General features: G+C 63.2%; 27 protein-coding genes. 9 read left to right on the top strand and 18 right to left on the bottom strand.

The annotated features are described in order from the left end of the window. Positions 1–123: 123 nt before the first annotated feature. Positions 124–579 carry a YcgN family cysteine cluster protein gene (locus AC1DWU_RS11700; RefSeq protein ID WP_477150156.1) on the top strand — a complete coding sequence of 152 codons (456 nt, stop codon included), beginning with the start codon at positions 124–126 and terminating at the stop codon, positions 577–579. Positions 580–723: 144 nt separating this feature from the next. Here the strand turns inward: AC1DWU_RS11700 and AC1DWU_RS11705 are convergent, their stop codons facing one another. From AC1DWU_RS11705 to AC1DWU_RS11725, 5 genes are all read right to left on the bottom strand, one after another. After that, complete coding sequence (locus AC1DWU_RS11705) at positions 724–1,506, bottom strand: sulfite exporter TauE/SafE family protein (protein WP_477150157.1); 783 nt, start codon at positions 1,504–1,506, stop codon at positions 724–726. 94 nt (positions 1,507–1,600) lie between these two features. Beyond that, positions 1,601–1,921 carry a protein tyrosine phosphatase family protein gene (locus tag AC1DWU_RS11710; RefSeq protein WP_477150158.1) on the bottom strand — a complete coding sequence of 107 codons (321 nt, stop codon included), beginning with the start codon at positions 1,919–1,921 and terminating at the stop codon, positions 1,601–1,603. A gap of 28 nt (positions 1,922–1,949) precedes the next feature. Then, the gene (locus tag AC1DWU_RS11715) at positions 1,950–2,852 is read right to left on the bottom strand and encodes an MBL fold metallo-hydrolase (protein WP_477150159.1); all 903 of its coding nucleotides are present in this window, start codon (positions 2,850–2,852) and stop codon (positions 1,950–1,952) included. 11 nt (positions 2,853–2,863) lie between these two features. Next, positions 2,864–3,310, bottom strand: a complete 447-nt coding sequence (locus tag AC1DWU_RS11720) for a DUF6691 family protein (RefSeq protein WP_477150160.1) — start codon at positions 3,308–3,310, stop codon at positions 2,864–2,866. Further along, positions 3,310–3,738, bottom strand: a complete 429-nt coding sequence (locus AC1DWU_RS11725; RefSeq protein WP_477150351.1) for a YeeE/YedE family protein — start codon at positions 3,736–3,738, stop codon at positions 3,310–3,312. Before AC1DWU_RS11725 ends, AC1DWU_RS11720 begins: the two co-directional genes overlap by 1 nt. A 104-nt stretch (positions 3,739–3,842) precedes the next feature. On the opposite strand from AC1DWU_RS11725, the gene AC1DWU_RS11730 reads away from it, so the two are divergent. Next, positions 3,843–4,154, top strand: coding sequence for an ArsR/SmtB family transcription factor (locus AC1DWU_RS11730; RefSeq protein ID WP_477150161.1), 312 nt, complete (start codon positions 3,843–3,845; stop codon positions 4,152–4,154). Between the two features lie 86 nt (positions 4,155–4,240). Here AC1DWU_RS11730 and AC1DWU_RS11735 read toward each other — a convergent pair whose 3' ends face one another. The 4 genes from AC1DWU_RS11735 to AC1DWU_RS11750 all read right to left on the bottom strand — a co-directional run bounded on the left by AC1DWU_RS11735 (position 4,241) and on the right by AC1DWU_RS11750 (position 6,961). After that, positions 4,241–5,074 carry an FTR1 family iron permease gene (locus AC1DWU_RS11735; protein WP_477150162.1) on the bottom strand — a complete coding sequence of 278 codons (834 nt, stop codon included), beginning with the start codon at positions 5,072–5,074 and terminating at the stop codon, positions 4,241–4,243. A 9-nt stretch (positions 5,075–5,083) separates the two neighbouring features. Next, the gene (locus AC1DWU_RS11740; RefSeq protein WP_477150163.1) at positions 5,084–5,425 is read right to left on the bottom strand and encodes a cupredoxin domain-containing protein; all 342 of its coding nucleotides are present in this window, start codon (positions 5,423–5,425) and stop codon (positions 5,084–5,086) included. A 154-nt stretch (positions 5,426–5,579) separates the two neighbouring features. After that, positions 5,580–6,350 (bottom strand): nuclear transport factor 2 family protein, encoded by a 771-nt coding sequence (locus AC1DWU_RS11745; RefSeq protein WP_477150164.1) that lies wholly within the window; start codon positions 6,348–6,350, stop codon positions 5,580–5,582. Between the two features lie 185 nt (positions 6,351–6,535). After that, complete coding sequence (locus tag AC1DWU_RS11750) at positions 6,536–6,961, bottom strand: Rrf2 family transcriptional regulator (RefSeq protein ID WP_477150165.1); 426 nt, start codon at positions 6,959–6,961, stop codon at positions 6,536–6,538. A 705-nt stretch (positions 6,962–7,666) separates the two neighbouring features. Between AC1DWU_RS11750 and AC1DWU_RS11755 the strand changes: the two genes are divergently transcribed. Both AC1DWU_RS11755 and AC1DWU_RS11760 read left to right on the top strand, forming a co-directional pair. Beyond that, on the top strand, positions 7,667–8,050 hold the full coding sequence (locus AC1DWU_RS11755) for a response regulator (RefSeq protein ID WP_477150166.1): 384 nt from the start codon (positions 7,667–7,669) through the stop codon (positions 8,048–8,050). Between the two features lie 36 nt (positions 8,051–8,086). Continuing rightward, a complete protein-coding gene (locus AC1DWU_RS11760) occupies positions 8,087–8,449 on the top strand; it encodes a hypothetical protein (protein ID WP_477150167.1) in 363 nt (120 codons plus the stop codon). A 40-nt stretch (positions 8,450–8,489) separates the two neighbouring features. Here AC1DWU_RS11760 and AC1DWU_RS11765 read toward each other — a convergent pair whose 3' ends face one another. From AC1DWU_RS11765 to AC1DWU_RS11775, 3 genes are read right to left on the bottom strand one after another with little or no spacing between them, the layout of a single operon-like run. Continuing rightward, positions 8,490–8,744 carry a hypothetical protein gene (locus AC1DWU_RS11765; RefSeq protein ID WP_477150168.1) on the bottom strand — a complete coding sequence of 85 codons (255 nt, stop codon included), beginning with the start codon at positions 8,742–8,744 and terminating at the stop codon, positions 8,490–8,492. Next, a complete protein-coding gene (locus tag AC1DWU_RS11770) occupies positions 8,741–8,947 on the bottom strand; it encodes a hypothetical protein (protein ID WP_477150169.1) in 207 nt (68 codons plus the stop codon). Before AC1DWU_RS11770 ends, AC1DWU_RS11765 begins: the two co-directional genes overlap by 4 nt. Continuing rightward, a complete protein-coding gene (locus tag AC1DWU_RS11775) occupies positions 8,944–9,255 on the bottom strand; it encodes a hypothetical protein (RefSeq protein ID WP_477150170.1) in 312 nt (103 codons plus the stop codon). Before AC1DWU_RS11775 ends, AC1DWU_RS11770 begins: the two co-directional genes overlap by 4 nt. Positions 9,256–10,113: 858 nt before the next feature. On the opposite strand from AC1DWU_RS11775, the gene AC1DWU_RS11780 reads away from it, so the two are divergent. Together AC1DWU_RS11780 and AC1DWU_RS11785 are read left to right on the top strand one after the other, a co-directional pair. Further along, the gene (locus AC1DWU_RS11780; protein WP_477150171.1) at positions 10,114–12,846 is read left to right on the top strand and encodes an autotransporter family protein; all 2,733 of its coding nucleotides are present in this window, start codon (positions 10,114–10,116) and stop codon (positions 12,844–12,846) included. Between the two features lie 318 nt (positions 12,847–13,164). Then, positions 13,165–13,548, top strand: coding sequence for a DUF2147 domain-containing protein (locus AC1DWU_RS11785; RefSeq protein WP_477150172.1), 384 nt, complete (start codon positions 13,165–13,167; stop codon positions 13,546–13,548). A gap of 176 nt (positions 13,549–13,724) precedes the next feature. Here the strand turns inward: AC1DWU_RS11785 and AC1DWU_RS11790 are convergent, their stop codons facing one another. Beyond that, positions 13,725–14,306: a TetR/AcrR family transcriptional regulator gene (locus AC1DWU_RS11790; RefSeq protein WP_477150173.1), complete on the bottom strand. Its 582-nt coding sequence runs from the start codon at positions 14,304–14,306 to the stop codon at positions 13,725–13,727. 147 nt (positions 14,307–14,453) lie between these two features. On the opposite strand from AC1DWU_RS11790, the gene AC1DWU_RS11795 reads away from it, so the two are divergent. Together AC1DWU_RS11795 and AC1DWU_RS11800 are read left to right on the top strand one after the other, a co-directional pair. Then, positions 14,454–15,041: a DUF308 domain-containing protein gene (locus AC1DWU_RS11795; RefSeq protein WP_477150174.1), complete on the top strand. Its 588-nt coding sequence runs from the start codon at positions 14,454–14,456 to the stop codon at positions 15,039–15,041. A gap of 208 nt (positions 15,042–15,249) precedes the next feature. Beyond that, the gene (locus AC1DWU_RS11800; RefSeq protein ID WP_477150175.1) at positions 15,250–15,771 is read left to right on the top strand and encodes an AAA family ATPase; all 522 of its coding nucleotides are present in this window, start codon (positions 15,250–15,252) and stop codon (positions 15,769–15,771) included. Between the two features lie 106 nt (positions 15,772–15,877). Here the strand turns inward: AC1DWU_RS11800 and AC1DWU_RS11805 are convergent, their stop codons facing one another. Continuing rightward, positions 15,878–16,561, bottom strand: coding sequence for an STM3941 family protein (locus tag AC1DWU_RS11805; RefSeq protein WP_477150352.1), 684 nt, complete (start codon positions 16,559–16,561; stop codon positions 15,878–15,880). Between AC1DWU_RS11805 and AC1DWU_RS11810 the strand changes: the two genes are divergently transcribed. Further along, complete coding sequence (locus tag AC1DWU_RS11810; RefSeq protein WP_477150358.1) at positions 16,503–16,928, top strand: alpha/beta hydrolase family protein; 426 nt, start codon at positions 16,503–16,505, stop codon at positions 16,926–16,928. The genes AC1DWU_RS11805 and AC1DWU_RS11810 overlap by 59 nt on opposite strands. Before the next feature lie 870 nt (positions 16,929–17,798). Here the strand turns inward: AC1DWU_RS11810 and AC1DWU_RS11815 are convergent. The 4 genes from AC1DWU_RS11815 to AC1DWU_RS11830 form a co-directional block, all read right to left on the bottom strand. After that, complete coding sequence (locus AC1DWU_RS11815) at positions 17,799–18,116, bottom strand: hypothetical protein (protein ID WP_477150176.1); 318 nt, start codon at positions 18,114–18,116, stop codon at positions 17,799–17,801. 135 nt (positions 18,117–18,251) lie between these two features. Continuing rightward, on the bottom strand, positions 18,252–18,854 hold the full coding sequence (locus AC1DWU_RS11820; protein ID WP_477150177.1) for a TetR/AcrR family transcriptional regulator: 603 nt from the start codon (positions 18,852–18,854) through the stop codon (positions 18,252–18,254). Between the two features lie 27 nt (positions 18,855–18,881). Further along, positions 18,882–19,667, bottom strand: coding sequence for a hypothetical protein (locus AC1DWU_RS11825; protein ID WP_477150178.1), 786 nt, complete (start codon positions 19,665–19,667; stop codon positions 18,882–18,884). Between the two features lie 13 nt (positions 19,668–19,680). Next, positions 19,681–20,547, bottom strand: coding sequence for an alpha/beta fold hydrolase (locus tag AC1DWU_RS11830; RefSeq protein WP_477150179.1), 867 nt, complete (start codon positions 20,545–20,547; stop codon positions 19,681–19,683). Positions 20,548–20,873 lie beyond the last annotated feature (326 nt).

The raw sequence follows: 20,873 nt of genomic DNA on the forward strand, positions 1-20,873 counted from the left end.
CCGCGACGTGCCCCGACGCTGGTCTTGAATCTCCCCAATTTGGGGCGCATTGGCAAGGCAGTCGCTCGAATATGATCAGCGGATAGTTTGCGCAAGCGTGTTGGCGCCACACGGGAATTCTGAATGGCCTTCTGGGAAGAAAAGACGCTCGAGGAAATGACTGACGTGGAGTGGGAAGCGCTCTGCGACGGCTGCGGGCGCTGCTGCCTGATGAAGCTCGAGGATGAGGACACCGGCGACATCTACGTGTCGGACGTGCGCTGCAAGCTGCTCGACGGCGACAGCTGCAAGTGCTCGGACTATCCCAACCGGCTGAAAGTGGTGCCCGACTGCATCAAGCTGACGCCCGAGAATGTCCGCACCATCGAGTGGATCCCCAAGACCTGCGCCTATCGCCGCATCGCCGAAGGCAAGGGCCTCGCCTGGTGGCACCCGCTGGTCTCGGGCGACCCGGAGACAGTGATGGCCGTCGGCGTCTCGGTGCGCGGCCGCACCGTGCCGGAGCAATCGGTGAAGCCGGGCGAGTGGGAAGACCACGTGGCGGATTGGCCCAACTGGGAGCCACCGGAGGAGATTTAGGGGCAGGGGACGCCGCGCATAGCGGGACCGGGGCGGTGCGTCGCCGCGGAACCGACTGCTCTTGCGCCGCCAATATTGGTGCTGATGAGCGTCCGCTTTGCGCCGACCCGGCCGATGCACCGGCTGATGTTGGCTCGGTAATTTCTACAGGATCGCCAGCGCCGACCGTGCCGCCATATAGACGGCGACAATGATGATCAGCCCAGCAAACGCGCCATTGAGCACGCCCTTGCGCGTTGCGAGCCGTCCGGCGAACCAGGTGCCGGCGTACCCTCCCGCAACGCCGCCAACGACGAACACGGCCGCCAGCGCCCAGTCGACGAGACCCGACAGTGCATAGCTCGCCGCCGTGGTGAGGCCGAAGGCGGTTACTGCAACGAGCGAGGAGCCGATGGCGTTCAGGATCGGCATGCCGGTCGAGGCAACAAGGCCGGGCACGATCAGGAATCCGCCACCAATGCCGAAGAAGCCTGATAACGCGCCGGTGACGCCGCCATAACCCACCACCCGCGGCGCCTTTTCGCGGTTGCACACCACGTCCGGTGTGCCAGGGTTCCGGCGGGCCCGGAACATCAGCACGCTCACCACGACCATGAGCGCCGCGAACAGCAGCAGCAACACGTCACCGTTCATCGCCTTTCCAGCGATCGAGCCCAAGGTCGCACCCGCCACGCCAGCTATTGAGTACAGCATAGCGCAGCGCCAGATCACGTTGCCGCGCCGCGCATGTGCGACGAGGTTGGAAGCGGCATTGACCGCCACAGCGACCGCGCTGGTGCCGATAGCAACGTGCGGCAACGGCACACCCACGACGTAGACCATCAGCGGCACGGCAAGGATCGAACCGCCGCCGCCGAACAGTCCGAGCGTGAAGCCGACGAGGCCACCCGACGCGGCGCCAAGAAGATAGTGGAGTGTGTCGAGCATCGCGCCGTCCTGTGGATGAGACAATAGGAGGCCGTCCCCGCAGGGGGTGGGGGCAGCCTGGCATGTGGATGGAGGCGTTGGGCGTAAGGCGGTACTAGAGCAAGGCCTGGTACAGGCTGCCGGCCCGTCCGCCGGACCTGCAGTAGCCAAGAATCGGGCCCTCGATCTCGGCCAGCGCCTGCTCCATGCGTATCAACTGGGCCTCGCCGAGCGGGCCGGAGACCGGGATATGGATGGCCTTGATGCCGGCCTTGCTGGCCGCCGCAGCGATTTCGGCGAAGCTTGGCTGTCCAGCGTCTTCGTTATCGGGGCGGGCGCAGATGATGCCTTTGTAGCCGGCATCGGCCAGAGCGGACACGTCGTCGGGCTGGATCTGCGGGGCAATGGCGAAACGATCGTCGATCTTGCGGAACATGGAACTCACTGTCTGGAAAGTGGTGGGATCAGAGCTTGTTGATTGGGACCCGGAGGTAGGTCTGGCCTTCGTCGTCCTCGGGCGGGAACCTGCCGGCGCGCATGTTGACCTGCAGCGACGGAATGATGAGCCGTGGCATGGCCAACGTGGCGTCGCGTCCCTCGCGCATCTTGACGAAGGCGTCCTCGCTGGTGCCGTGGCCGACATGGATGTTGTGCTCGCGCTCGTCGGCCACCGTGGTCTCCCACTGGATCTCGCGGCCGTTCGGACCGTAGTCGTGGCACATGAAGAGCCGCGTCTCGCCGGGCAGAGTCAGCACGCGCTGGATCGAGCGGTAGAGCGTGCGTGCGTCGCCGCCGGGGAAGTCGGCACGCGCCGAACCGCCGTCGGGCATGAACAGCGTGTCGCCGACGAAGGCCGCATCACCGATGACATGCACCATGTCGGCTGGCGTATGGCCGGGGGTGAACAGGGCGTAGGCGACGAGGTTGCCGATCCGGTAGCTGTCGCCGTCTGCGAACAGGCGATCAAACTGCGAGCCGTCGCGGCGGAACTCGGTGCCCTCGTTGAACACCTTCCCGAACGTGTCCTGCACAACCCGGATCTGATCACCGATCCCGAGCTTGCCGCCAAGCTTGCCCTGGATATAGGGGGCAGCGGACAGGTGATCGGCATGCACGTGGGTTTCGATCAGCCACTCGAGCGTCCAGCCGTTGTCACGGATGTGCTCGACGATCCGGTCGGCACCCTCATAGGAGATGCGCCCGGAGGCGTAGTCGAAATCGAGCACGGAATCGATGACGGCGCAGGCGCTGGAGGTCGGATCCTTGACCACGTAGCTGATGGTGTTGGTCGGTGCATCGAAGAACGGCACCACTACCGGCTGTACGGTCAGGTCAGCGGCGAAGGGAAGAGGTAGGACCTTGGCCATAGCGGTTCCTTTCAGTTGACCAGTGTCTGGGGCGCCGCACGGCGCCAGACATGGCGAAGAAGTTGAGTGACGAGCAGGCCGGCCATCATGGCCGCGACGAAGAGGAGGACGCTCGGCTGACCCAGGCCAAGCGCCGGGATGGCGCCGCCGGGGCAGAAGCCCGAGATACCCCAGCCGACGCCGAACAACGCCGAGCCTCCGACTAGCGGCAGGTCGATGTCGCGCCGGGTCGGCAGGTGAAACCGGGAGCCGAACCGCGGGGCCGGCCGCTTTAGCACCACGCGGTAACCCGCGAAGGTGACGGCGACGGCCGACGCCATGACCAGCAGCAGGCTGGGATCCCAAGTGCCGAACACATCGAAGAAGTTCAGCACTTTGGCAGGGTTGGCCATGCCGGAAATTATGATGCCGGTGCCGAATGCCAGGCCGGCGACGCCGGCCGAGAGAAGGCTACGCATCAGAACCCTCCCAGCAGATGGCGGATGACAAACACCGTGGCCAGCGCGAAAGCCATGAATACGGCCGTTGCCACGATCGAACGCGGCGACAGCCTGGCAATTCCGCACACGCCGTGACCGCTGGTGCAGCCGCCGCCAAAGGTGACTCCGATCCCCACCAACACGCCGCTGAGTACCGTGGCCCAGCCGGGCATATCGGTCGCGAACGGCGCGGGCGCGCCCAGCGCCAGCCACATCAGGGCCGGAGCGAGGACCGACGCCGCAAGGAAAGTGATACGCCACGCGCGGCCATCGCCGTTCGGCGCCAGCGCGCCGGACAGGATGCCAGTCATCCCGGCGATGCGTCCGTGGAACGCCATCAGCGCCACGGCGCCGACACCGATCAAGGTGCCGCCGAGTATGGCTTGGATTGGGGTGAATTCTGTTATCATCGACAAGGGGTCCGGTCATGGAGTGGTAGGCCTGCGGCCGGGCCCGGCTACAAACACGTTGCATTAGCTAATTAGAATGTTCTAATATGTCAAGCATGGACATGACCAAGCTTCAGCCCCGCGCCGAGGAGGCCGCCCAGCTACTCTCCGCCATGGCGAACCCAAAGCGGTTGCTGATCCTGTGCAACCTGCTCGATCGCGAGCGGTCGGTGACTGAACTGAGCTCGATCGTCGAACTCGAGCAGTCGCCACTCTCGCAGCATCTGGCCAAGTTGCGGGCCCTCGGCCTCGTGCGCACGCGCCGGGACGGCCAATCCATCTACTACCGCTTGGCGTCTCAGGAGGTCTGGGAAGTGCTCGAGACGCTGTACCGGATCTATTGCGGTCCAGCCGTAGAGGTCGCGGCCAAGTAGGCCATCCCGACCGTCCGCTTGAGGTCAGAAGTGGTCGCTCGCGGTGTCAGCATCCGGGCGCTGATGCAACCCCGCTTCAGCCCAGCCTAGCCAGCGGCAGACCGAGCGGGCGCACGATGCGCCCGAAGCACCAGGGCCGAGGCCAGAAGGATGCCGATGAGGGTGGCCGCGTAGACCAGCACCTGGATGCCCATCGGCCGCGCCACATAGCCGACGAGGATGTGCAGGAACACCCCGATCGGGTTGTCCTGCGCGAGGAGCGCCGAGGAATCCCAGATATCGTAGCCGAGCGCCGGCAGGTACCCCGCCTGGACGAGATAGGCCGAGGCCTGCGCCGCGAGGCCTGCGGTCAGCAGCAGCATGATGATGCCGGTCACCTTGAAGATGTGCTTGACCGGCACACGCACGAGGCCGGCATAGAGCACCCATCCGAGCGCTGCGGCGGAGAGGACGCCGAGGCCCCCGCCCATAAGCATTGACTTGGTGTCGGCGGTGCCGTCGGCCGCGATGCCGTACATGAACAGCACCGTTTCCGAGCCTTCGCGCAGCACCGCGATCGCCGTCACCAGCGCCAGCGCCGATACCGGGCGTACGCCCTTTTGCACGCTTTGGCCCAGCTGGCGGCTTTCGGCTGCGAGCTCAGCGCCATGCGCCCCCATCCACACCTGATGCCAGGCCAGCATCAGCACCGCGATCAGCAGCACGCCAGCGTTGAACAGCTCGCGGCCCATGCCGTCGAAGAAGCCGGAAATGGCATCGGCGAACACCGCGACGAGGCCAGCGCCGAGCAGCCCGGCAACGAGCCCCCCGGCAACCCAGAGGGTCCGGCCCGGGATGTCGCGGCTTGCGCCCAGAACGATCGAGACGATCAGGGCCGCTTCGAGCGTTTCGCGGAAGGCGATGATGAAGGTCGAACCCACCGTGGGCTCCTACTTTGCGACGAGGGTGCCCTTGGCGGTGTCTTCGTGGAACTCGCCCACGAAATTGTAGGTGCCGGCCTCGAGCGGGCCGACGAAGACGGCGATGGTCTTGCCGCCGGAGACGATCTTTTCGACGTGCAGGTCGTGGCTCTCGAACTCTTCTTCGGAGGCGTCCTGGTTGATGACGATAAGCTTGATCTTCTGGCCGACCGGGACCTCAAGCGTCGCCGGCGTGAACAGATGGTCCTTGATCGTCAGGGTGAATTCGGGCTCGGCGGCGATAGCCGGCGCTGCGGTGACACAGATGGCAGCGGCGATGAGCATCGCCCCAAGGGTCGTCTGGCGGATCATGTTTCCTCGTTCGGGTCTGGCCGGTGATCGGGCGTCTTCGGTCAGGCCGCTCAGTAGGAAAGGTGATCGCGCATGTCAACTTACTTTCCCGGGAATGGTGGATGGAGCCCCGGCTCTGCGTCGAAAGGGGACGCCATAGGCGCCCCCTTCATGCTCAGAAACCGAACTTGCCGTTCTGGTTCTTCCATTCACCCTTGGGCGGAATGGTCTCGAGCGTGTCCCAGTGCTCGGCGATCTTGCCGGCCTCGACACGGAACAGGTCGTAGAACGACGTCGGCTTGCCGCCGAAGCTGCCCTCGCTGACGACCAGGACGAAGTTGCCCTCGCCCAGCACCTTGTGCACGGTGTCGTACTTCATGGTGATGCCGGCCTTGGCCAAACCCTCGAGCGCGGCGCCCAGGCCCGATAGGCCGTTGGCGATCTGCGGGTTGTGCTGGATGTAGTTGTCGCCATCGAAGTAGCCGGCGAGCTTGTCGAGCTCGCCGTTGACGAGGATGTCGTCGACGAACTGCGCAACCAGCGTCTTGTTCGCTTCGGTCTTGTCGAGATCGAGGACGGTGGTCGCGCCGTCGATCATGGTGTTGCCGCTCGGATTGGCCGAGGCCGGCGTCTCCTGCAGGTTGTCCCAATGCTCGACGATCTTGCCGTTCTCGAAGCGGAAGATGTCGAAGCCGATCTTTGGCCCGAAGAAGTCGTACTCGGTGTGGGAGAAGACGTAGTCGTCATCCTGGAAGACGCGGGCGGTGTTCACCTTCGCCGAGTTCGGCGGCAGGGCAGCGAGCAGGGCGCCAAAGCCGGCGAGCCCGTCTGCGGCCCCCAGATTGTGCTGCTTGTACTGATCGGGATTGATGACGGCCACCGGCCCTCCGGCGCCGGTCTCGATGGCTTTGAGGAGGTCGACGACCTGCTGTTCCTGGGCGCTCATGGTTTGCTCCTGTGCGAATGAGGCTGTGATCGGCAGAGCTGCTGCTGAAGCCAGCAAAGCTGCCAGGGCGACTGCGGCGAGGGTTCGGGTTGTCATGTGTGTATCCATGTTGGTCACATATATTGGTATCTAATATGGATACACATGTCTGTAAAGAGGCATCCGTTCTCGGGTCGATCGGTGGGTCAGGCTACCTTGTTTCGCTCGGCAATGTCGGCGGCGAGGTCTGCAATTGTGGTTTTGCCGAGCTGCGCCTGGAGCGCGCGTTCCGCCTCGAGCATGCGGCCCCTCAGGACCACGTCGATGTTGCGGCCGACCGGGCACTTTGGGTTGGGCGCCTCGTGCAGGGCAAAGACCTGCTGCTCCTCGTCAATCGCCCTGTACACGTCCAGCAAGCTGATCTTGCCGGCCTCGTGTGCAAGCAAGGCGCCTCCGCCGGCGCCCAGTTGCGACTTGGTAAGGCCTGCCTTTGCCAGCTGTGTCAGGAGGCGACGGATGAACGTCGGATTGGTGTTCACGCTTGCAGCGATGAGCTCCGACGTGGCGGGTTGCCCGGCCTGGTACGCAAGAAAGGTCAGAATGTGCGTAGCAACCGCGAAGCGGGTGTTCATCGGCAGATCTCCATGTGTGCCTAAGATAGGAACACACCGGGCGCCTGGCAACTGGGTGCCATGGCTTCGAGCGGGTGGCCGGCGCCGACCGGGTCACGGTCGCATTTTGGCCCACTGGGCTAAGTATTTTCCGTGCCTATGGAGATCTTGGATCGGCCTGCTGGCACGTATCTGATGATAAATGGCTTGTCCTACTCGGACTGGGAGGACGAAGCGGACCAGTTGCGGCGGTTGGGTAATGGTCTGGGCGCGGCGCGCAAATACCATGTGACACGGGCGCAGAAGCTGCTTGCCAGCCTTCAGGAGGAACTGGACGCGATCGATAGCGTGAGCCCGGGCCTCACCGGCTTCGATGCCATAAGGGTTGGGTGCGTTCGGGACCTGGTCGTCGCCATGCGGAGCAGCCTCGAGGAGACTCTGCGGCTGCTGCGGGAGCGAGTTCCAAAGCGAGCCAGTCGACCGCGGAAGACTGCGGCTGCCACTTAGGCCCTCGCGGCATCCGCCGGCGAAGCCGAGCATGTCTTGAAGCGAGCATGTCTTATTTAAGTGCGGGGGGCTCCTGATCGGCATAAAGTCTGTATGGACCGGACGAGCCGATGCCCTGCGGGCACCACCAAACTCGCTGCTTCCGGGCGTTTAGCAAGCGCACTGAGTTATGCCAGTCCACCAGCCGGTGGACGGTACTTCTGTGTTTGTGAAAAAGACATGTCAATCCAGCAGTTCCCTCGCACGGCCATAGTCGTGGAAACCAACTTTCTTGTCGCCTCGGTGATTGAATCGCCGCTGGCCAACGCCGGGTATCGGGTGCTGATTGCCACGGATCCGGCTGAGGCATTCACGTTGATGGGTGCCCATCAGGTGCATCTCGCCCTGATCGACTTCCGCCTGCACCATGGCGGGCCCGAAGGGCTCGTCGCCGAGCTGGATCGGCGCGGTATTCCTTTCATCATCTGCACCGCTGCCAGCGCGGAAGAGGTCTGCGAACATTTCCCCGATGCGCGCGTGATGCTGAAGCCATTCAGCGACCACGACCTGGTGGCGGCCGTCACGGCCCTGTTTTCCCCCGAAGGTTTCTACCAGGGGGCGTGAGGGGGAAATCGGCAGACGACGCATAGGGAGCATATCATGCAACGCCTCGACACAGCCCCACATCGACGTGCGCAGATCAGCGTTCTGGAACGGAAGCGTGTCGATGAGACGCTGAAACCCTTTGTCGGGCCGATCAGCGGCTGGAACGCGAAAGCGGCCCATCTTCGGGTGCGCGCCGTCTCCGCCTATAATTCAGAAGAGGAACGCAGCCTGGCCCGTCTTGAAAGCGGGGCGTTGCTCGCCGAGATCCGCCATCTGCACAGCGACTTTCGATCCGCCGTTAAAGGCGAACCCCCGCACAGTCGGTTGGATGATGTTATCGCGGCCTTTGAGCGGCTGATCGACCAGTTGCAGCGGATATCGGACGGCTATCGCGAAGAGTCTTCGCCACGCCGCTAATTGAAGGGCCCGCCTTTGAGAGAGACCGCATGCGGCCCGATCACGAGGGGGCTTTCGAAGTGGCTTGGTCCCGTGCAAGTGCCTCATCGAGCGTTGCCTTTGCGACCTGAAGGGCCTCGATCGTTCCACGCCCATCGGACAGCATGATCGTCGTCGTCACGCGAAATGCCGGGAAAGACACATCCAACGCCTCCCGATCGCTGACGACGGTGAAGGCTCCGGCCGGATGCGGCTGATCCAGCCCCGGAAGCAGGAACGGATGATGGAACGTCACGAGTTCCGAGGTGCTGGTCATTCCGCAGCCAATCGGGTGACGACTTGGCCCCTACCGGTCTCATCGTCCCAGACGATCTTCCACTTGCCGGACCTGCCCATGCGAACCAGTTCCTTGTCCAACCTCGGCGTATCTCCGAGCCGCAACTGCAGCGTACGCATCAAGCCCCCCGGCCCGGCCTCGTCGTAGATGCGGTCGAAATCGCTGCGCATGACCGCGGTCATTGCAGAGCCTCTCGATATCGCGTGATGGTCCAAGATTCGCGTGAAAAGCCGTCGGACAGCTTCAGTTCGTCAAAAGTCTCGCCGTGGGCGCGCTCGAGCCAGATCGATGTCCCGTCCGGAAGCCCGAGAAGCAATTTGCTGCCGGTCCGGTCAACCACCACTGCCGAAATGCGGCTGTATTCGGGTGCCTCGATCGATAATTGGTCTCCGGTTCTGACCGCGACTTGCAGGGAACCGCCGGTGACTAGAACAACGGCTCCAGCGTGCAGCCGGGGAGCATTGGAGTAAGCATGATAGGTCGCCATCATCGGACTATCGCTGCCGAAGTGGGTACCTGCGAGAACCCAGCAGGGAATTGCGTATCTGTTGGCGCCGCAACTCGACGCCTTCGATCAACGGTTCGGTGCCCTCGTGGATCGCGGCGAACCAGGACGAGCTGGCGCGAGGATGCCTCTGCAAGTGCTGCGAGAACATCAACTCGGCGCGATAGTTGCCGAAGTGGCTGCGCTCAATGGCGCGATTTAGTTGTGTCATTGGAAGGTCCAGTCCGCCAAATCCGCTGTGCGGATGGATCCTGGGTCAGGGGGCGGGAGTGGGGACCAAGGACGCGACACCTTGGCCGCATCCTCATGTGGTGCTTCGGCGAGCGAATAATAAGGGTCGATGTCGGTTCCCGTCGAACCCACCTGAGCAGTTCGGCATGGAATTTCGTGGCTGATGAGGACGAGCCACCTGTCTCCGAAGACGTGCGTTTTGCGGCGGCGGCGACGCGAGTCGCGCGGGAGCGCTTCGCACCAGGTCGGGACGTTGCTTCACCAGTGAAGCACTCGGCCGTACTGAGCTTGCCGTCGACTGGGGCGCTGTGCCCCGCGAAGCTCTGTCGCAAATCTTTCTTAATTATGACAATGCGTTAGGCCGAAAGGTGTGCTTGTCTAAGCTTTAGAATCCCGGCAACTTGGGTTCACTACTTATCGTCGTAGTTTTGCGGATTTTGAGGCGGCATGTCTATTGGGGCGACCGGGCGCGGCTACGCTAATCCTGTGCGGAATTTTGGCACGGCCAGGCTGCTCTCGGGAGTTGGTGTTGCGGCGCTGGTGATTGCGACCCTATCCGCAAGCCCTGCAATAGCCCAGACCTGGACCGGAACCACCAGCAACGACTGGACGGTGGGGACCAACTGGACGGGCGGCACGGTCCCGGCTGCCGGCACGGTCGTCATCAATACGAACTCGCCAAACCCGACCGTCCTCGGCGTGAGCGGCCCCGCCGTCGGTACCACAGGTCAGCTCATCGTCGGCAATTTGGGTGGATCGACCGGCAACCTGACGATTCAGAACGGCAGCGCGCTCACCTCAACGACCATCGTCGCCAACCCGTTTGTGATCGGCTCGGGTGCGGGGACCACCGGTATCGTCACGGTCACCGGAGCCGGATCGCAATGGACGACATCCGGGTCGTCGATCCGCGTCGGCAGTGGTGGCAACGGCACGCTCAACATTCAGAACGGCGGCACCGTTTTCGCTCCAGGGGTCATTCTTGGCGTGTCCGTCGGCGCCGGCACGCTGAACATTAGTGGCGGCACGCTTGAGACGACCAACCTCGGACGCGCCAGTGGCGGTGGAACGGGCCAGGTCAATTTCGACGGCGCCACTCTTCGCGCCGGGACAAACAACAACTTCTTCATCGCCGGATTTTCGGCGGGCGATCTCAACATTGCCGCGGGCGGCCTGACGGTTGACACCCAGGCCTTCACGGTGCGCGCCGGTTCCGAATTTTCCGGCGTCGGCGGATTGACCAAGACCGGCACCGGCACCCTCACTCTCCAAACTGCAAACACTTACGCCGGCGAGACCGTGATCCAGACAGGCACGCTCGCACTGGGGACCAATGGCTCGATTGCCGCATCGAGCCGGGTGGTGGCGAATGGGACGTTCAACATTTCCGGAATCACCGGAACAGGCGCCAGCATCCAGAGCCTCGCCGGCAGCGGCAGCGTCACACTTGGCGCAAAGAACCTGACCATCACCAACGCTAACGATACGTTCTCCGGCGTGATCTCCGGCACCGGCGCGCTGGCGCTCACCGGTGGAACGCAGACGCTGTCGGGCGCCAATACCTATAGCGGCGGCACGACGATCTCGGGCGGCGGCACGCTTGCAGTGACGAGCGACGCCGCGCTGGGCGCTGTGGCTGGCGCGGTGACCTACAATGGCGGCGCGCTGCGCGCTTTGGCGAGCTTCGCGACGAACCGTACGATGAACTTCACCTCCGTCGGCGGCATCGATGTCGTTGCGGGCGCCGTGCTGACGGTGAACGGGCCGATGACCGGGGCTGGTGGGTTGACCAAGCTCGGCGAGGGAACCCTGTTGCAGAACTCGGTGACGGGCTATCTCGGCGGGACCGTGGTAGCGGCGGGCACGTTGCAGGCGGGTGCGGCCGGTGTCTTCGCCGGCAGTTATATGACTTTGGCGGATGGCACGCTCGACCTGAATGGCTTCGACCAGACGATCGTCAACCTCCAGAATAGCGGACGGTTGCGGCTCGGCGGCGCGCCGGGAACGACGCTGACGATGACCGGCGGGTATCTGGGAATGGACGGCATCGTCGAACTGAACGTCGCGCTCGGCGATGACACTTCGGCCACCGATCGCCTCGTGGTGAACGGCGACACCGGGGGCAACTCGTCGCTGGTCGTGACCAATGTCGGCGGCGCCGGTGCACAGACTGGCCCGGCGGGCATCAAGGTCGTCGATGTCCTCGGCGCATCGAACGGCACCTTCTCGCTCATCGGCGACTATGTGTTCGAGGGCGATCAGGCGGTGGTCGGCGGCGCCTATGCGTACCGGCTCTACAAGGGCACCGAGACCACGGCGGATGGCGACTGGTACCTGCGGTCCGAGATCATCGACGCGGGCCCGCTCTATGCGCCCACCGTGCCGCTTTACGAGAATTACGCCAACGTGCTGCAGGCCTTCAATGAGCTGGGCACCTTGCAGCAGCGCGTCGGTAGCCGCGAATGGCTGAATGGCGGGCAGGCCGGCGAGCAGGGCGCGGTTGCGCCCGACGCCATCTGGGCGCGCATGGATGCCTCGCAGGCGCATTTCGAGCCCGGCGTTTCGACCACGGGCGCGAGCTATGACGTGAGCACCTGGCGGCTGCAGGCCGGCATGGATGGTGTGCTGCAGCAGGGTGAGGCCGGCTCGCTCGTGGCCGGGCTGAATGCGCAGTTCGGCACGGTCAGCTCCGATATCGCCTCGCTCTATGGTGCGGGCTCGATCAACGCCCTGGGCTACGGCGTGGGCGGCACGCTCACCTGGTACGGCGCCGGCGGGTTCTATCTGGACGGGCAGGCGCAGGCGACCTGGTACTCGGCCGATATCGTCTCCGATGATACCGGGACGACGCTGGTCGAGGGGAACGATGCCTTCGGCTACGGGCTCAGCCTCGAAGCGGGCCAGAAGATCGGGCTCGACGCCAACTGGTCGCTGACGCCGCAGGCGCAGCTCAGCTATTCGGCAGTACGCTTCAACGACTTCACCGACCAGTATGACGGCACGGTGTCGCTCAATAGCGGCGACACTCTGGTGGGCCGGCTTGGGCTTTCCGCCGACTACGAGGATGAGTGGCGGGATGCGTCCGGCGCGACCAACCGCACGCACCTCTATGGCGTCGCCAACCTCTACTACGACTTCCTCGATGGTACGTCGGTCGACGTGTCCGGGACCGAGTTCCTGTCGCAGAACCAGGGGCTGTGGGGCGGTGTTGGCGTCGGCGGCTCGCTGAGTTGGGCTGACGAGCAGTACAGCGTCTTCGGCGAGGCCCTGGTGCGGGGCAGCGTGGAGGACTTTGGCGGCAACAACGCCGTGGGTGCGAAGGTCGGCTTCAGCGGCAAGTGGTAGAGGCGGCGGCGCGGGTGCGACAGGCCTGACCGGGGCCGTCGGAGCGATCTGACGGCCAGTTTTGCTTCTTCACGACTTCGTGATCGAAACGTCATGCATGGCCGGGCCGTCTCGCCAAGACGAGATTGTGGCAGGCTGAATGTATGCTGAACAACCGTCTCGCCAGCAAGTCAGCGTCGCTGCCATTTCGGGGCCGTACTTTGCCGCAGAGATGAACGGCAGATGAACGAGGCCTTTATTCAAGATTCAGCCAAAGTTCCCATTTATCGGGCCAGCACCAACCGAACCCGAACTGACCCCGATCGTTTCCGGAGACGCATGACCATGCACCTCGCGACCAAACTCGCCGCCGCCGTGCTCGCTACTATCTGCGCCACGGCCCCCCTCGCCGCCCTCGCCGCCGACCCGACAGGCACCTGGCAAGCCGATGACGGCAAGAGCCGTTACAAGATCACCCAATGTGGCAGCGGCGCCCTGTGCGCGCGCCTGATCTGGCTCCGCGACAAGGATGACCAGAACCGGCAGTACCTGAACCAGGTCATTGTCCAGGGCACGCAGGCCTCCGACAACAAGTGGACGGGCACCGTCAAGAACGCCGGCGACGTCTACTCCGGCACGATGGTCATGACCGGCGAGAACAGCCTCAAGGTCAACGGCTGCCAGGGCGTCTTCTGCCAGACCGTCAAACTCAGCCGCGTCTGAGGCGCTGCTTGAAATAGGCAGCCTTCAAGAACTGCCGAACTCGAAACCCGCGCCTCCGCCGGCGCGGGTTTTTTATTGTCAGTATGCCGGCGGGACCGGGGGAGGGGGACAAACTCCACCGGTGTGCGGATGCGACTTCAAGACCGATGCGTCGAAGTCGACTGACCGAACAAGGTTCAGCGAGCCGTCAGCCTTGCAAGTGTGGGTTTGAGGATGGCGTCAAACAGGGCCGGGCTGTTCTGCGCCCGCGCCGACAGCATCGCGCCGTGAACGGTCGCCATGAACATCTCGGCTTCGACCTCTGCCGATGCCTCGATCGCGACAGTGCCCTGATCGGCGCCGCGCTCCATAGCCGCGGTCAGCCAGGACGACAGGAAACGGAAATACGCCGTCACCTCCAATGCCACCTCGGGCGGCAGAGCCGGTAGCTCGCAGGCGAGCAGAGCGCACACGCAAAACGGAATGCTCGCATCCTCGATGCACTTGGCCCAGTTGCGGGCATAGGACCGGAGCAACTCCAGTGAATCGGGAACGTCACCAGCCAGTTGGGTAAGGCCAGTCTCCGCATCCTCGCGGTACCGCGTCACCAGCGTGCGGACGAGATCGACCTTGCTGGGGAAGTGATGATGGATGCTGGCTTTGCGTATCCCCACCACGGCGGAAATATCCGCATAGCTGAAGCCGCTATAGCCACCCGAGATGATGAAGCTGCGAGCAGACGCCAGGATTTGATCCGAAGTCGTCGACGTGTTTGTCATCTTGACCGCCTACCTTCTAGTAGGTCTGGATGTCAATCCCAGGGCGCAGCCGATGGTCTGCGCAGCATGACAACGCTCTTCCGGCCGCCGCGTCGATTGACTCCTGTCGCCCTACCTTCTAGTAGGTAGTCAAAATGGAGATGTACCATGGCGAACCAGCCGCAAAACCAGTCCCTCCCTTTCGCTTCGAGCGACTGGCTGCGAACCTACTACTTCACCCGCGCGGCGGTTTCGATCGTCTGGATAACCCTGGCGTTCATAGTAGGGCGGGGTAATCCCGCGATTGCCGCGGTCCTGCTCGTCGGCTACCCCGCCTGGGACGCGCTTGCGAATTATCTCGACGCGAAGAACACTGGCGGGCTGCGTGCCAACCCGACCCAGGCGCTCAACCTCGTGGTGAGCGCCGTCGTCGCGGTCGCGGTCGCCTTCGCGCTGGGCGTCAGCATGAACGCCGTGCTGGTGGTCTTCGGCGTGTGGGCGATACTGAGTGGCTTGTTCCAGCTCGCAACGGCCGTCCGCCGCTGGAAGTCCGCTGGAGCGCAGTGGGTGATGATCCTCAGCGGAGCACAGTCAGCGCTGGCTGGCGGCTTTTTCATCCTGATGGCGGTCGGCCCCACGCCTGTCGACATCACGCCTATCGCTGGCTACGCGGGTTTCGGCGCATTCTACTTCCTGCTCTCGGCCATCTGGCTGACCGTCAAGCCGCCCCGCCATCGCTCGCCAGTTTTGAACTGACGGGCATCGAGCGCAGGCAGCCTTCAAGAACTGCCGAACTCGAAACTCGCGCCTCCGCCGGCGCGGGTTTTTATTGCGAGTATGCGGGTGAGGGCAGGGCTGGGGGATAAGTACACCGAGCCTGTGACCGGCAGAATGGCTGCGGGGCGAAGCAGTTGCGCTGTCCCACGCGACCCGCCAAAAGGGACCGGCAGTCCGGGAAGGGAAGATGGGCGTTCGAAACTACCTGATCGAAGGCGTTTCCGGCTCCGGCAAGACCACGGTGGCCGAAGAACTGCAGCGGCGTGGCCACCACGTCATCCACGGTGACCGGCAGTTCGCCTATTACGGCGATCCGGAGAGCGGCGAACCGCTGGACTGGCCGACCGGCAAGACTGAACAGGACACCGTGGACTGGGGCTACCAGCATTGGATCTGGCCGCTCGAAAAGGTCAGGCTGCTGATCGCCGATCAACGCGACGCGATGACCTTCTTCTGCGGCGGTTCGAGAAATCGTCATCGCTTCATCGATCTGTTCGATGCCGTTTTCGTTCTTGAAGTCGATCCGGGCAGTTTGAACCGGCGGCTGGCCGCGCGACCTGAGGACGTGTTCGGTGGCAAGCCAGCCGAACGGGAGCTGGCCTTGCGACTGCAGGCAACCAGAGAGGATGTTCCTGATAATGCGGTGACCATCGACGCCACGGCGCCGATCGCCCGCGCCGTCGATGAGATCCTGGCGAAGTGTCGATGAAGTGTGGAGGGCGCTAGCCCCAGGCGACCATCGCGATCGACACATTGAGGCCGGGGACCCGAACGGGGAGCTTGGCGCCCCGACGCGCCGGTCGGTCGACTGGAGTCTAGGCTAATTCATACGCCACGTGCACACCTTGCGCTCGAGCGTACGCAGCAAGCGACGCTTGGAAGTCGCGTCGAGAAACGTCCAACGCGGCATGCGGCAGTATGACGTACTTTATGCCAAGCACCCGATCGATGCCGTAGAGAAGCCTTGAGATGCGGGACCGTCGGATCAACCCATGGCCCTCTGGCGTGAGACGCAGAGTTAGGAATTTGTTGAAGCGAATCGTCCGCTCGCCGACGGACTGAACTTCGGACCAGGGGATAATCTTTGGCCCAAACCGTGAGACTCGAATTCCCGCGGGCGAGAGAACTATGCTGTCGACGGGCGACCTGAAAAAGCGCCAAACGCTCGTGGCAGCCAGGCCTCCGCATATGAGCAGACAGACCCATCCCCAAAATGGTTGGTCCCAGCCAGCGCTTCGATTGGGAACCCAGATCATCAGCGCACCGATGCCTGCGAGGGCAACGCACAAGGCAATGTTCCCGAGAACTCGCAAAGGGTTTTCCTCGAAGCGCAAGGCCTCGGATGTATTAGTTCCGTCGCTCACTTGTCCGCAGTCTGTGGAATCGACAAATAGGAGATGCAGCTTAGCGCAGCCTCCCCCATAGACTGCTGCAACCCAAATGAAATTTGAGAAGCTCCTCATACCCTCCGCGGAGCTCGGCGTCCGACTGGAAGTCATTGTTGCCAAGCCCGGCAACAAAGGTCCGTTTCCCGCGGTTGTGTTCAACCACGGCTCGACCGGAAGGGGGCAGAACAGGTCCCTCTATTCCAGAACGGTCGCTCCGGCCGTCATAGCAGGCTACTTCGTTGAGCAGGGATGGATGGCGGTGTTCCCGCAACGCCGGGGGAGAGGGAAATCAGGCGGAGCATATGGTGAGGGGCTTGCCCCGGGCGGCTTCAATCATCAGGCGATAGGCGGCGTGGGCCACGTCCTTTTTCTTCGCGCTGGGATGGCGCTCGAGGACCATCGCGGTTGGGCGGTGCTGAAGGAGGACATGGATGTGGTCGCTCGGTCCAGCAACCTCTCGGTCGATGCTATTGCGTAGGCGGCCTACAGGGGCCTGTACAGACTCGATAGCCGTCCAGGGTATCTTAGTAGAGACAGCCGTCCGGTCCGCAAGGGCTGCCCTCATCCTCCTTACCGCCACCTTCGCCGCCACCTCTGCCGCCCGGGCTCTCGGAGCCAGAGTCGCTGCGGTCAATGTTGTCGCCGTTTTGCAGGATACCGCGCAGCGACACGGCGCCTCTGATGGCGTCGGGCGTCCCGGCTGTACAGCGGCGATCACCATGACAGATGATCGAGCAATAGTCGCCCTTACCATTGCAGTTGGGCTTCACGCACGAATAGCCAAAACCTTTCAAGTTCGTGAAATTTGCCTTTACACTGCTGCAAATGCTCTGCAACTGACCCTCGTGTGGGCCTTCCTGCATCGGCTTAATATCCAGCCCCAGAGACGCGCGCTCCGTCTTTTGCGACGAACTGCTGCTGGAATCGGTAGTTATCCAACATTCTGAAAAGTCCCTAAGGCAAATGTAGCACGCTGCTCCATCACAACACTCAGCAGCGCTGTCAGTTATTGTTGCTTCAGTGTCTTGCAGGCATATCCAGAATGCCATCTCAACCACGCTCATCTCCGGGATACCATCATCCTCAGCTGGCGTGGGTGTCGACAGTCCGATGAGCAGTATCAGGGATAAGAGCGACTTGAGCCACTGGAAACGTCTAGGTGTTGACATCTGTCCACCCACCAAACGTATTCGCCGCACTTTTCTTTAGCACATCCTGGAATATTCGAACAGATGCTGGAATCCCTGAGCCGACATGCGGCAAAGGAAATGTCCGTTTTGGGCCAGAAGCAGACCTTCGTGAAACGTCCGTTTCCCGCCAGAAGCGGACATCCATCACGAACCGTGGTTCATCGTCGCGCGCTTACGCCCTGCCTTCTCGGCTCGTAGCGCAGCACCACAGCGCCTGAGCTGAGTTCCAGGCGGTCGACGGGCTTCAACTCGATGTACCTGGAGAGCCCGGCGAACAACGTCGGTCCATGACCGGCAAGTCTGGGCTGCACCACGAATTCGTACTCATCGATCGGCCCCAGCTCCGCCAGCGCCAACCAGGGTATCTTAGTAGAGACAGCCGTCCGGTCCGCAAGGGCTGCCCTCATCCTCCTTACCGCCACCTTCGCCGCCACCTCCGCCGCCCGGGCTCTCGGAGCCAGAGTCGCTGCGGTCAATGTTGTCGCCGTTTTGCAGGATACCGCGCAGCGACACGGCGCCTCTGGATGGTCTCCGCCCCGGCCCCGGAGCGAAGGTTGGAAGTGCCTTGCTCCGCCGCGATTACGTCGCGTTGTTGCAGCAGCGTTCGCGAGTTAGTGGGGCAGTATGACCCGCAGCCGGTTGGCCACCTCAGCGATGATGTCGTCGACGGTCCGGTTAGCGTTAACCGTCGCCGCCATGCTGAGGAACATGACCGCCGAAACGATTTGTGCCAGCGCGGCCGCGTCCTCAGAACTGATGCGCCCGTCACGACGCATCACCGCTGCCACCTCCAGTTCAGTCTGAACGGTGAGAGCAAGCGCGTCCCGATGATGCGGCTCTTCGGGGTCGCCGAAGACGAGTTCCCGCAGGTAGCTCCGCCCGTTCTCGACATGGGTGCGGTTGCATTCGACGATCGGGCGGATGATGGCGATCAGCGCTTCGACCATCCCGGGAATGTTTTTCGCGTCGGCCCGGCCCTGTTCGAGCGCCTCGGCATAGCTCGAGTTCTGCACCATCAGGAACAGCTCGCTCTTGCTCTTGGCATAGAGGAACAGCGTTCCCGTCCCGATATCGGCCTTGTCGGCGATCTGCTGGGTCGTCACCGCCTCGACGCCGTACGCGTCGAAGAGTTGGCGTGCGGCGGCGATGATGCGTTCCAGCTTGTCCCGCTTGTTCCGCTCGCGGCGTCCGATCGGTTGGGCGTCGACTGGCATGCCTTGTCCTTCTCGAGTTCTCACCAGTTACTCCTGATAGTGCGGAAGGATGGCGCCGTCCCGCACAAAGGTCAGCGCCTCGGCGACCTGGTAGGCATGGACCGCGGAGGCGAAGCGGGCCAGTGAGGTCGAGAGGCCCGTGAGCTTGCGGCTCTCGAGGAACGCCTCCTGCTCGATTGCGTCGGCGAAGCCCAGCATCACCGAGGCGTGGAACCGCTGATCGGCCGGGTTGTCATGCGCAACGTTGGGCGTATCCCACAGGCTCTTGCTCCAGGGTAGGAAAGTCTGGGTTCTCAGTTCCTTCAGTGCTCCGGTGCCGGCGAGAGCGGGCGCCAGCTCATCGTTGATGAACTTCCGAAACGCGCCGCCGCTGACGCCGTCCCGCCGCCTGACATAAAAGAGCACACGGGTGCCCACCTTCTCACCGGGTCGCGCCACGTCGTACCAGCGGGACCAGTTCGGCAGACCCAGATAGAGCAGCGTGCGCCTGAACACGTTGATCTCGTCCTTGAATGCCAGCTTGTTTTGCTCGCGCCCCGCCAGCACCGAAAACACCGACTGGAACGCGACCTGGGCGACGCCGTCGATCTTGCGCCCGGCGGGGATCGCCGTCTCGATGCCCGGCGTCGCCGGCCACAGGCCCGGGTTTGTCGCCGCAAGGTGGACTTGCAGGTACTCATCCAAGCCCGGAGCGGCGGAGATGATCTTGGAATGCGGGCCCTTCCAGTAGTTCATTCCAGTTTCACGGGGCTGATCGGCGCGCATCCACAACAGGATCGATGACGAGAAGCGCTTCCTGAATGTCGTGCTCATCTTCTCTTCCCCCTCAGCGATCGAGGAACTGGACGGCGACAGGGGCGAACTTCTCGTGGAACTGGAAGATACCGCCATGGCCCGAGTCCGGGTAGATGATCAGCTCCGATCCCTTGATGCGGCGGTGCAGGTCCGTCGAGAGAATCGAGGGCACCATCCGGTCATTGTCGCCATTGGCGATCAGCGTGGGCTGGGCAATCTGCGAGAGGTCAGCCGGGGCCGAGCGCCCCCACTTCGCAATCGCCTTGAGCTGCGTACCGAACGCCTTGAGCGTCACGGGTACGTCGCGGTCCCTCGTACGCTCCTTCAGCCGGTTGACGAAGGCGCGTGCCGCGGGCTTGCCGCTGGCGTTGCGGTTGAAGAACAGGAACTCCTTCGGGTCCGACCGAGTCACGGTGGCGCGGAGGATGTCGAAATAGGTGACGCCCGCGACCTTGTCGATGTCCTTGCCGCCGGCAGGGCCGGTGCCGGTGAGGATGAGCTTGCGGACGAGGTCGGGGTGCTTGACCACGAGGGCCTGCGCCACCATCCCGCCGAGCGAGAACGAGAAGATATCGATCTTTTCGAAGCCGAGCGCCTTGATGAAGGTAAAGGCATCATCCGCCATCGCCTCGATGCTGTCCGGCACCTGGCCGGTGGAGGCGCCAAGGCCCCGATTGTCGAAGGTGACGACATGGTGGCCTTTCGCGATCGGATCGATGATGCGCGGGTCCCAGTTGTCGAGGTTGGCGGCGAGGTGGACAAAGAAGACGACCGGAACCCCGCCCTTCGGTCCCAGCTCGCGGTAGGCGTAGGTGACGCCGCCGGCCGTGATCGTGCGCGCCGGGGCGTCCTTATAGGCAATGATGGTGGTGTCGTTCGGGTGGAAGTGGGCGTTCATGGTGAGCTCCTCGGTGGATGACGTCAGGTCAATTTCAGACTGTCATCATTGATGATTGAGATCAAATATGATCGCATTCAGTTTTTGTCAAGTGAGACCGATCGACGACGTCGAGACGAGCGCGGCAGATCAAGAAAGCCCGGACGCGGACGAGCTGGCGATCGAAGCTGGGAACGACTGGCGAATGCAGTGTCTGTCCATGCTGGCGGCGAGGCATAGCCGCGGGCCGCTACGGCCGGCGAAGGGAGCTCTTGGCTCGGTCAAGCAGCGTTCCGGATGGCCGCTGTGGGCCATAAGCAGACCTTCGTCCGCTACGCTAGAAGCGG

The organism is Devosia sp. P2_G7 (assembly GCF_056403495.1).

Coding starts and splice junctions, on each gene's coding strand:
- AC1DWU_RS11770 (WP_477150169.1), bottom strand. CDS start 8,947: ATGACCGCGGTCATGCGCAGCGATTTCGACCGCATCTACGACGAGGCC.
- AC1DWU_RS11730 (WP_477150161.1), top strand. CDS start 3,843: ATGACCAAGCTTCAGCCCCGCGCCGAGGAGGCCGCCCAGCTACTCTCC.
- AC1DWU_RS11775 (WP_477150170.1), bottom strand. CDS start 9,255: ATGATGGCGACCTATCATGCTTACTCCAATGCTCCCCGGCTGCACGCT.
- AC1DWU_RS11710 (WP_477150158.1), bottom strand. CDS start 1,921: ATGTTCCGCAAGATCGACGATCGTTTCGCCATTGCCCCGCAGATCCAG.
- AC1DWU_RS11790 (WP_477150173.1), bottom strand. CDS start 14,306: ATGACAAACACGTCGACGACTTCGGATCAAATCCTGGCGTCTGCTCGC.
- AC1DWU_RS11755 (WP_477150166.1), top strand. CDS start 7,667: ATGTCAATCCAGCAGTTCCCTCGCACGGCCATAGTCGTGGAAACCAAC.
- AC1DWU_RS11760 (WP_477150167.1), top strand. CDS start 8,087: ATGCAACGCCTCGACACAGCCCCACATCGACGTGCGCAGATCAGCGTT.
- AC1DWU_RS11700 (WP_477150156.1), top strand. CDS start 124: ATGGCCTTCTGGGAAGAAAAGACGCTCGAGGAAATGACTGACGTGGAG.
- AC1DWU_RS11720 (WP_477150160.1), bottom strand. CDS start 3,310: ATGCGTAGCCTTCTCTCGGCCGGCGTCGCCGGCCTGGCATTCGGCACC.
- AC1DWU_RS11810 (WP_477150358.1), top strand. CDS start 16,503: ATGAAATTTGAGAAGCTCCTCATACCCTCCGCGGAGCTCGGCGTCCGA.
- AC1DWU_RS11715 (WP_477150159.1), bottom strand. CDS start 2,852: ATGGCCAAGGTCCTACCTCTTCCCTTCGCCGCTGACCTGACCGTACAG.
- AC1DWU_RS11825 (WP_477150178.1), bottom strand. CDS start 19,667: ATGAGCACGACATTCAGGAAGCGCTTCTCGTCATCGATCCTGTTGTGG.
- AC1DWU_RS11740 (WP_477150163.1), bottom strand. CDS start 5,425: ATGATCCGCCAGACGACCCTTGGGGCGATGCTCATCGCCGCTGCCATC.
- AC1DWU_RS11795 (WP_477150174.1), top strand. CDS start 14,454: ATGGCGAACCAGCCGCAAAACCAGTCCCTCCCTTTCGCTTCGAGCGAC.
- AC1DWU_RS11750 (WP_477150165.1), bottom strand. CDS start 6,961: ATGAACACCCGCTTCGCGGTTGCTACGCACATTCTGACCTTTCTTGCG.
- AC1DWU_RS11805 (WP_477150352.1), bottom strand. CDS start 16,561: ATGACTTCCAGTCGGACGCCGAGCTCCGCGGAGGGTATGAGGAGCTTC.
- AC1DWU_RS11785 (WP_477150172.1), top strand. CDS start 13,165: ATGACCATGCACCTCGCGACCAAACTCGCCGCCGCCGTGCTCGCTACT.
- AC1DWU_RS11830 (WP_477150179.1), bottom strand. CDS start 20,547: ATGAACGCCCACTTCCACCCGAACGACACCACCATCATTGCCTATAAG.
- AC1DWU_RS11745 (WP_477150164.1), bottom strand. CDS start 6,350: ATGAGCGCCCAGGAACAGCAGGTCGTCGACCTCCTCAAAGCCATCGAG.
- AC1DWU_RS11800 (WP_477150175.1), top strand. CDS start 15,250: ATGGGCGTTCGAAACTACCTGATCGAAGGCGTTTCCGGCTCCGGCAAG.
- AC1DWU_RS11765 (WP_477150168.1), bottom strand. CDS start 8,744: ATGACCAGCACCTCGGAACTCGTGACGTTCCATCATCCGTTCCTGCTT.
- AC1DWU_RS11705 (WP_477150157.1), bottom strand. CDS start 1,506: ATGCTCGACACACTCCACTATCTTCTTGGCGCCGCGTCGGGTGGCCTC.
- AC1DWU_RS11820 (WP_477150177.1), bottom strand. CDS start 18,854: ATGCCAGTCGACGCCCAACCGATCGGACGCCGCGAGCGGAACAAGCGG.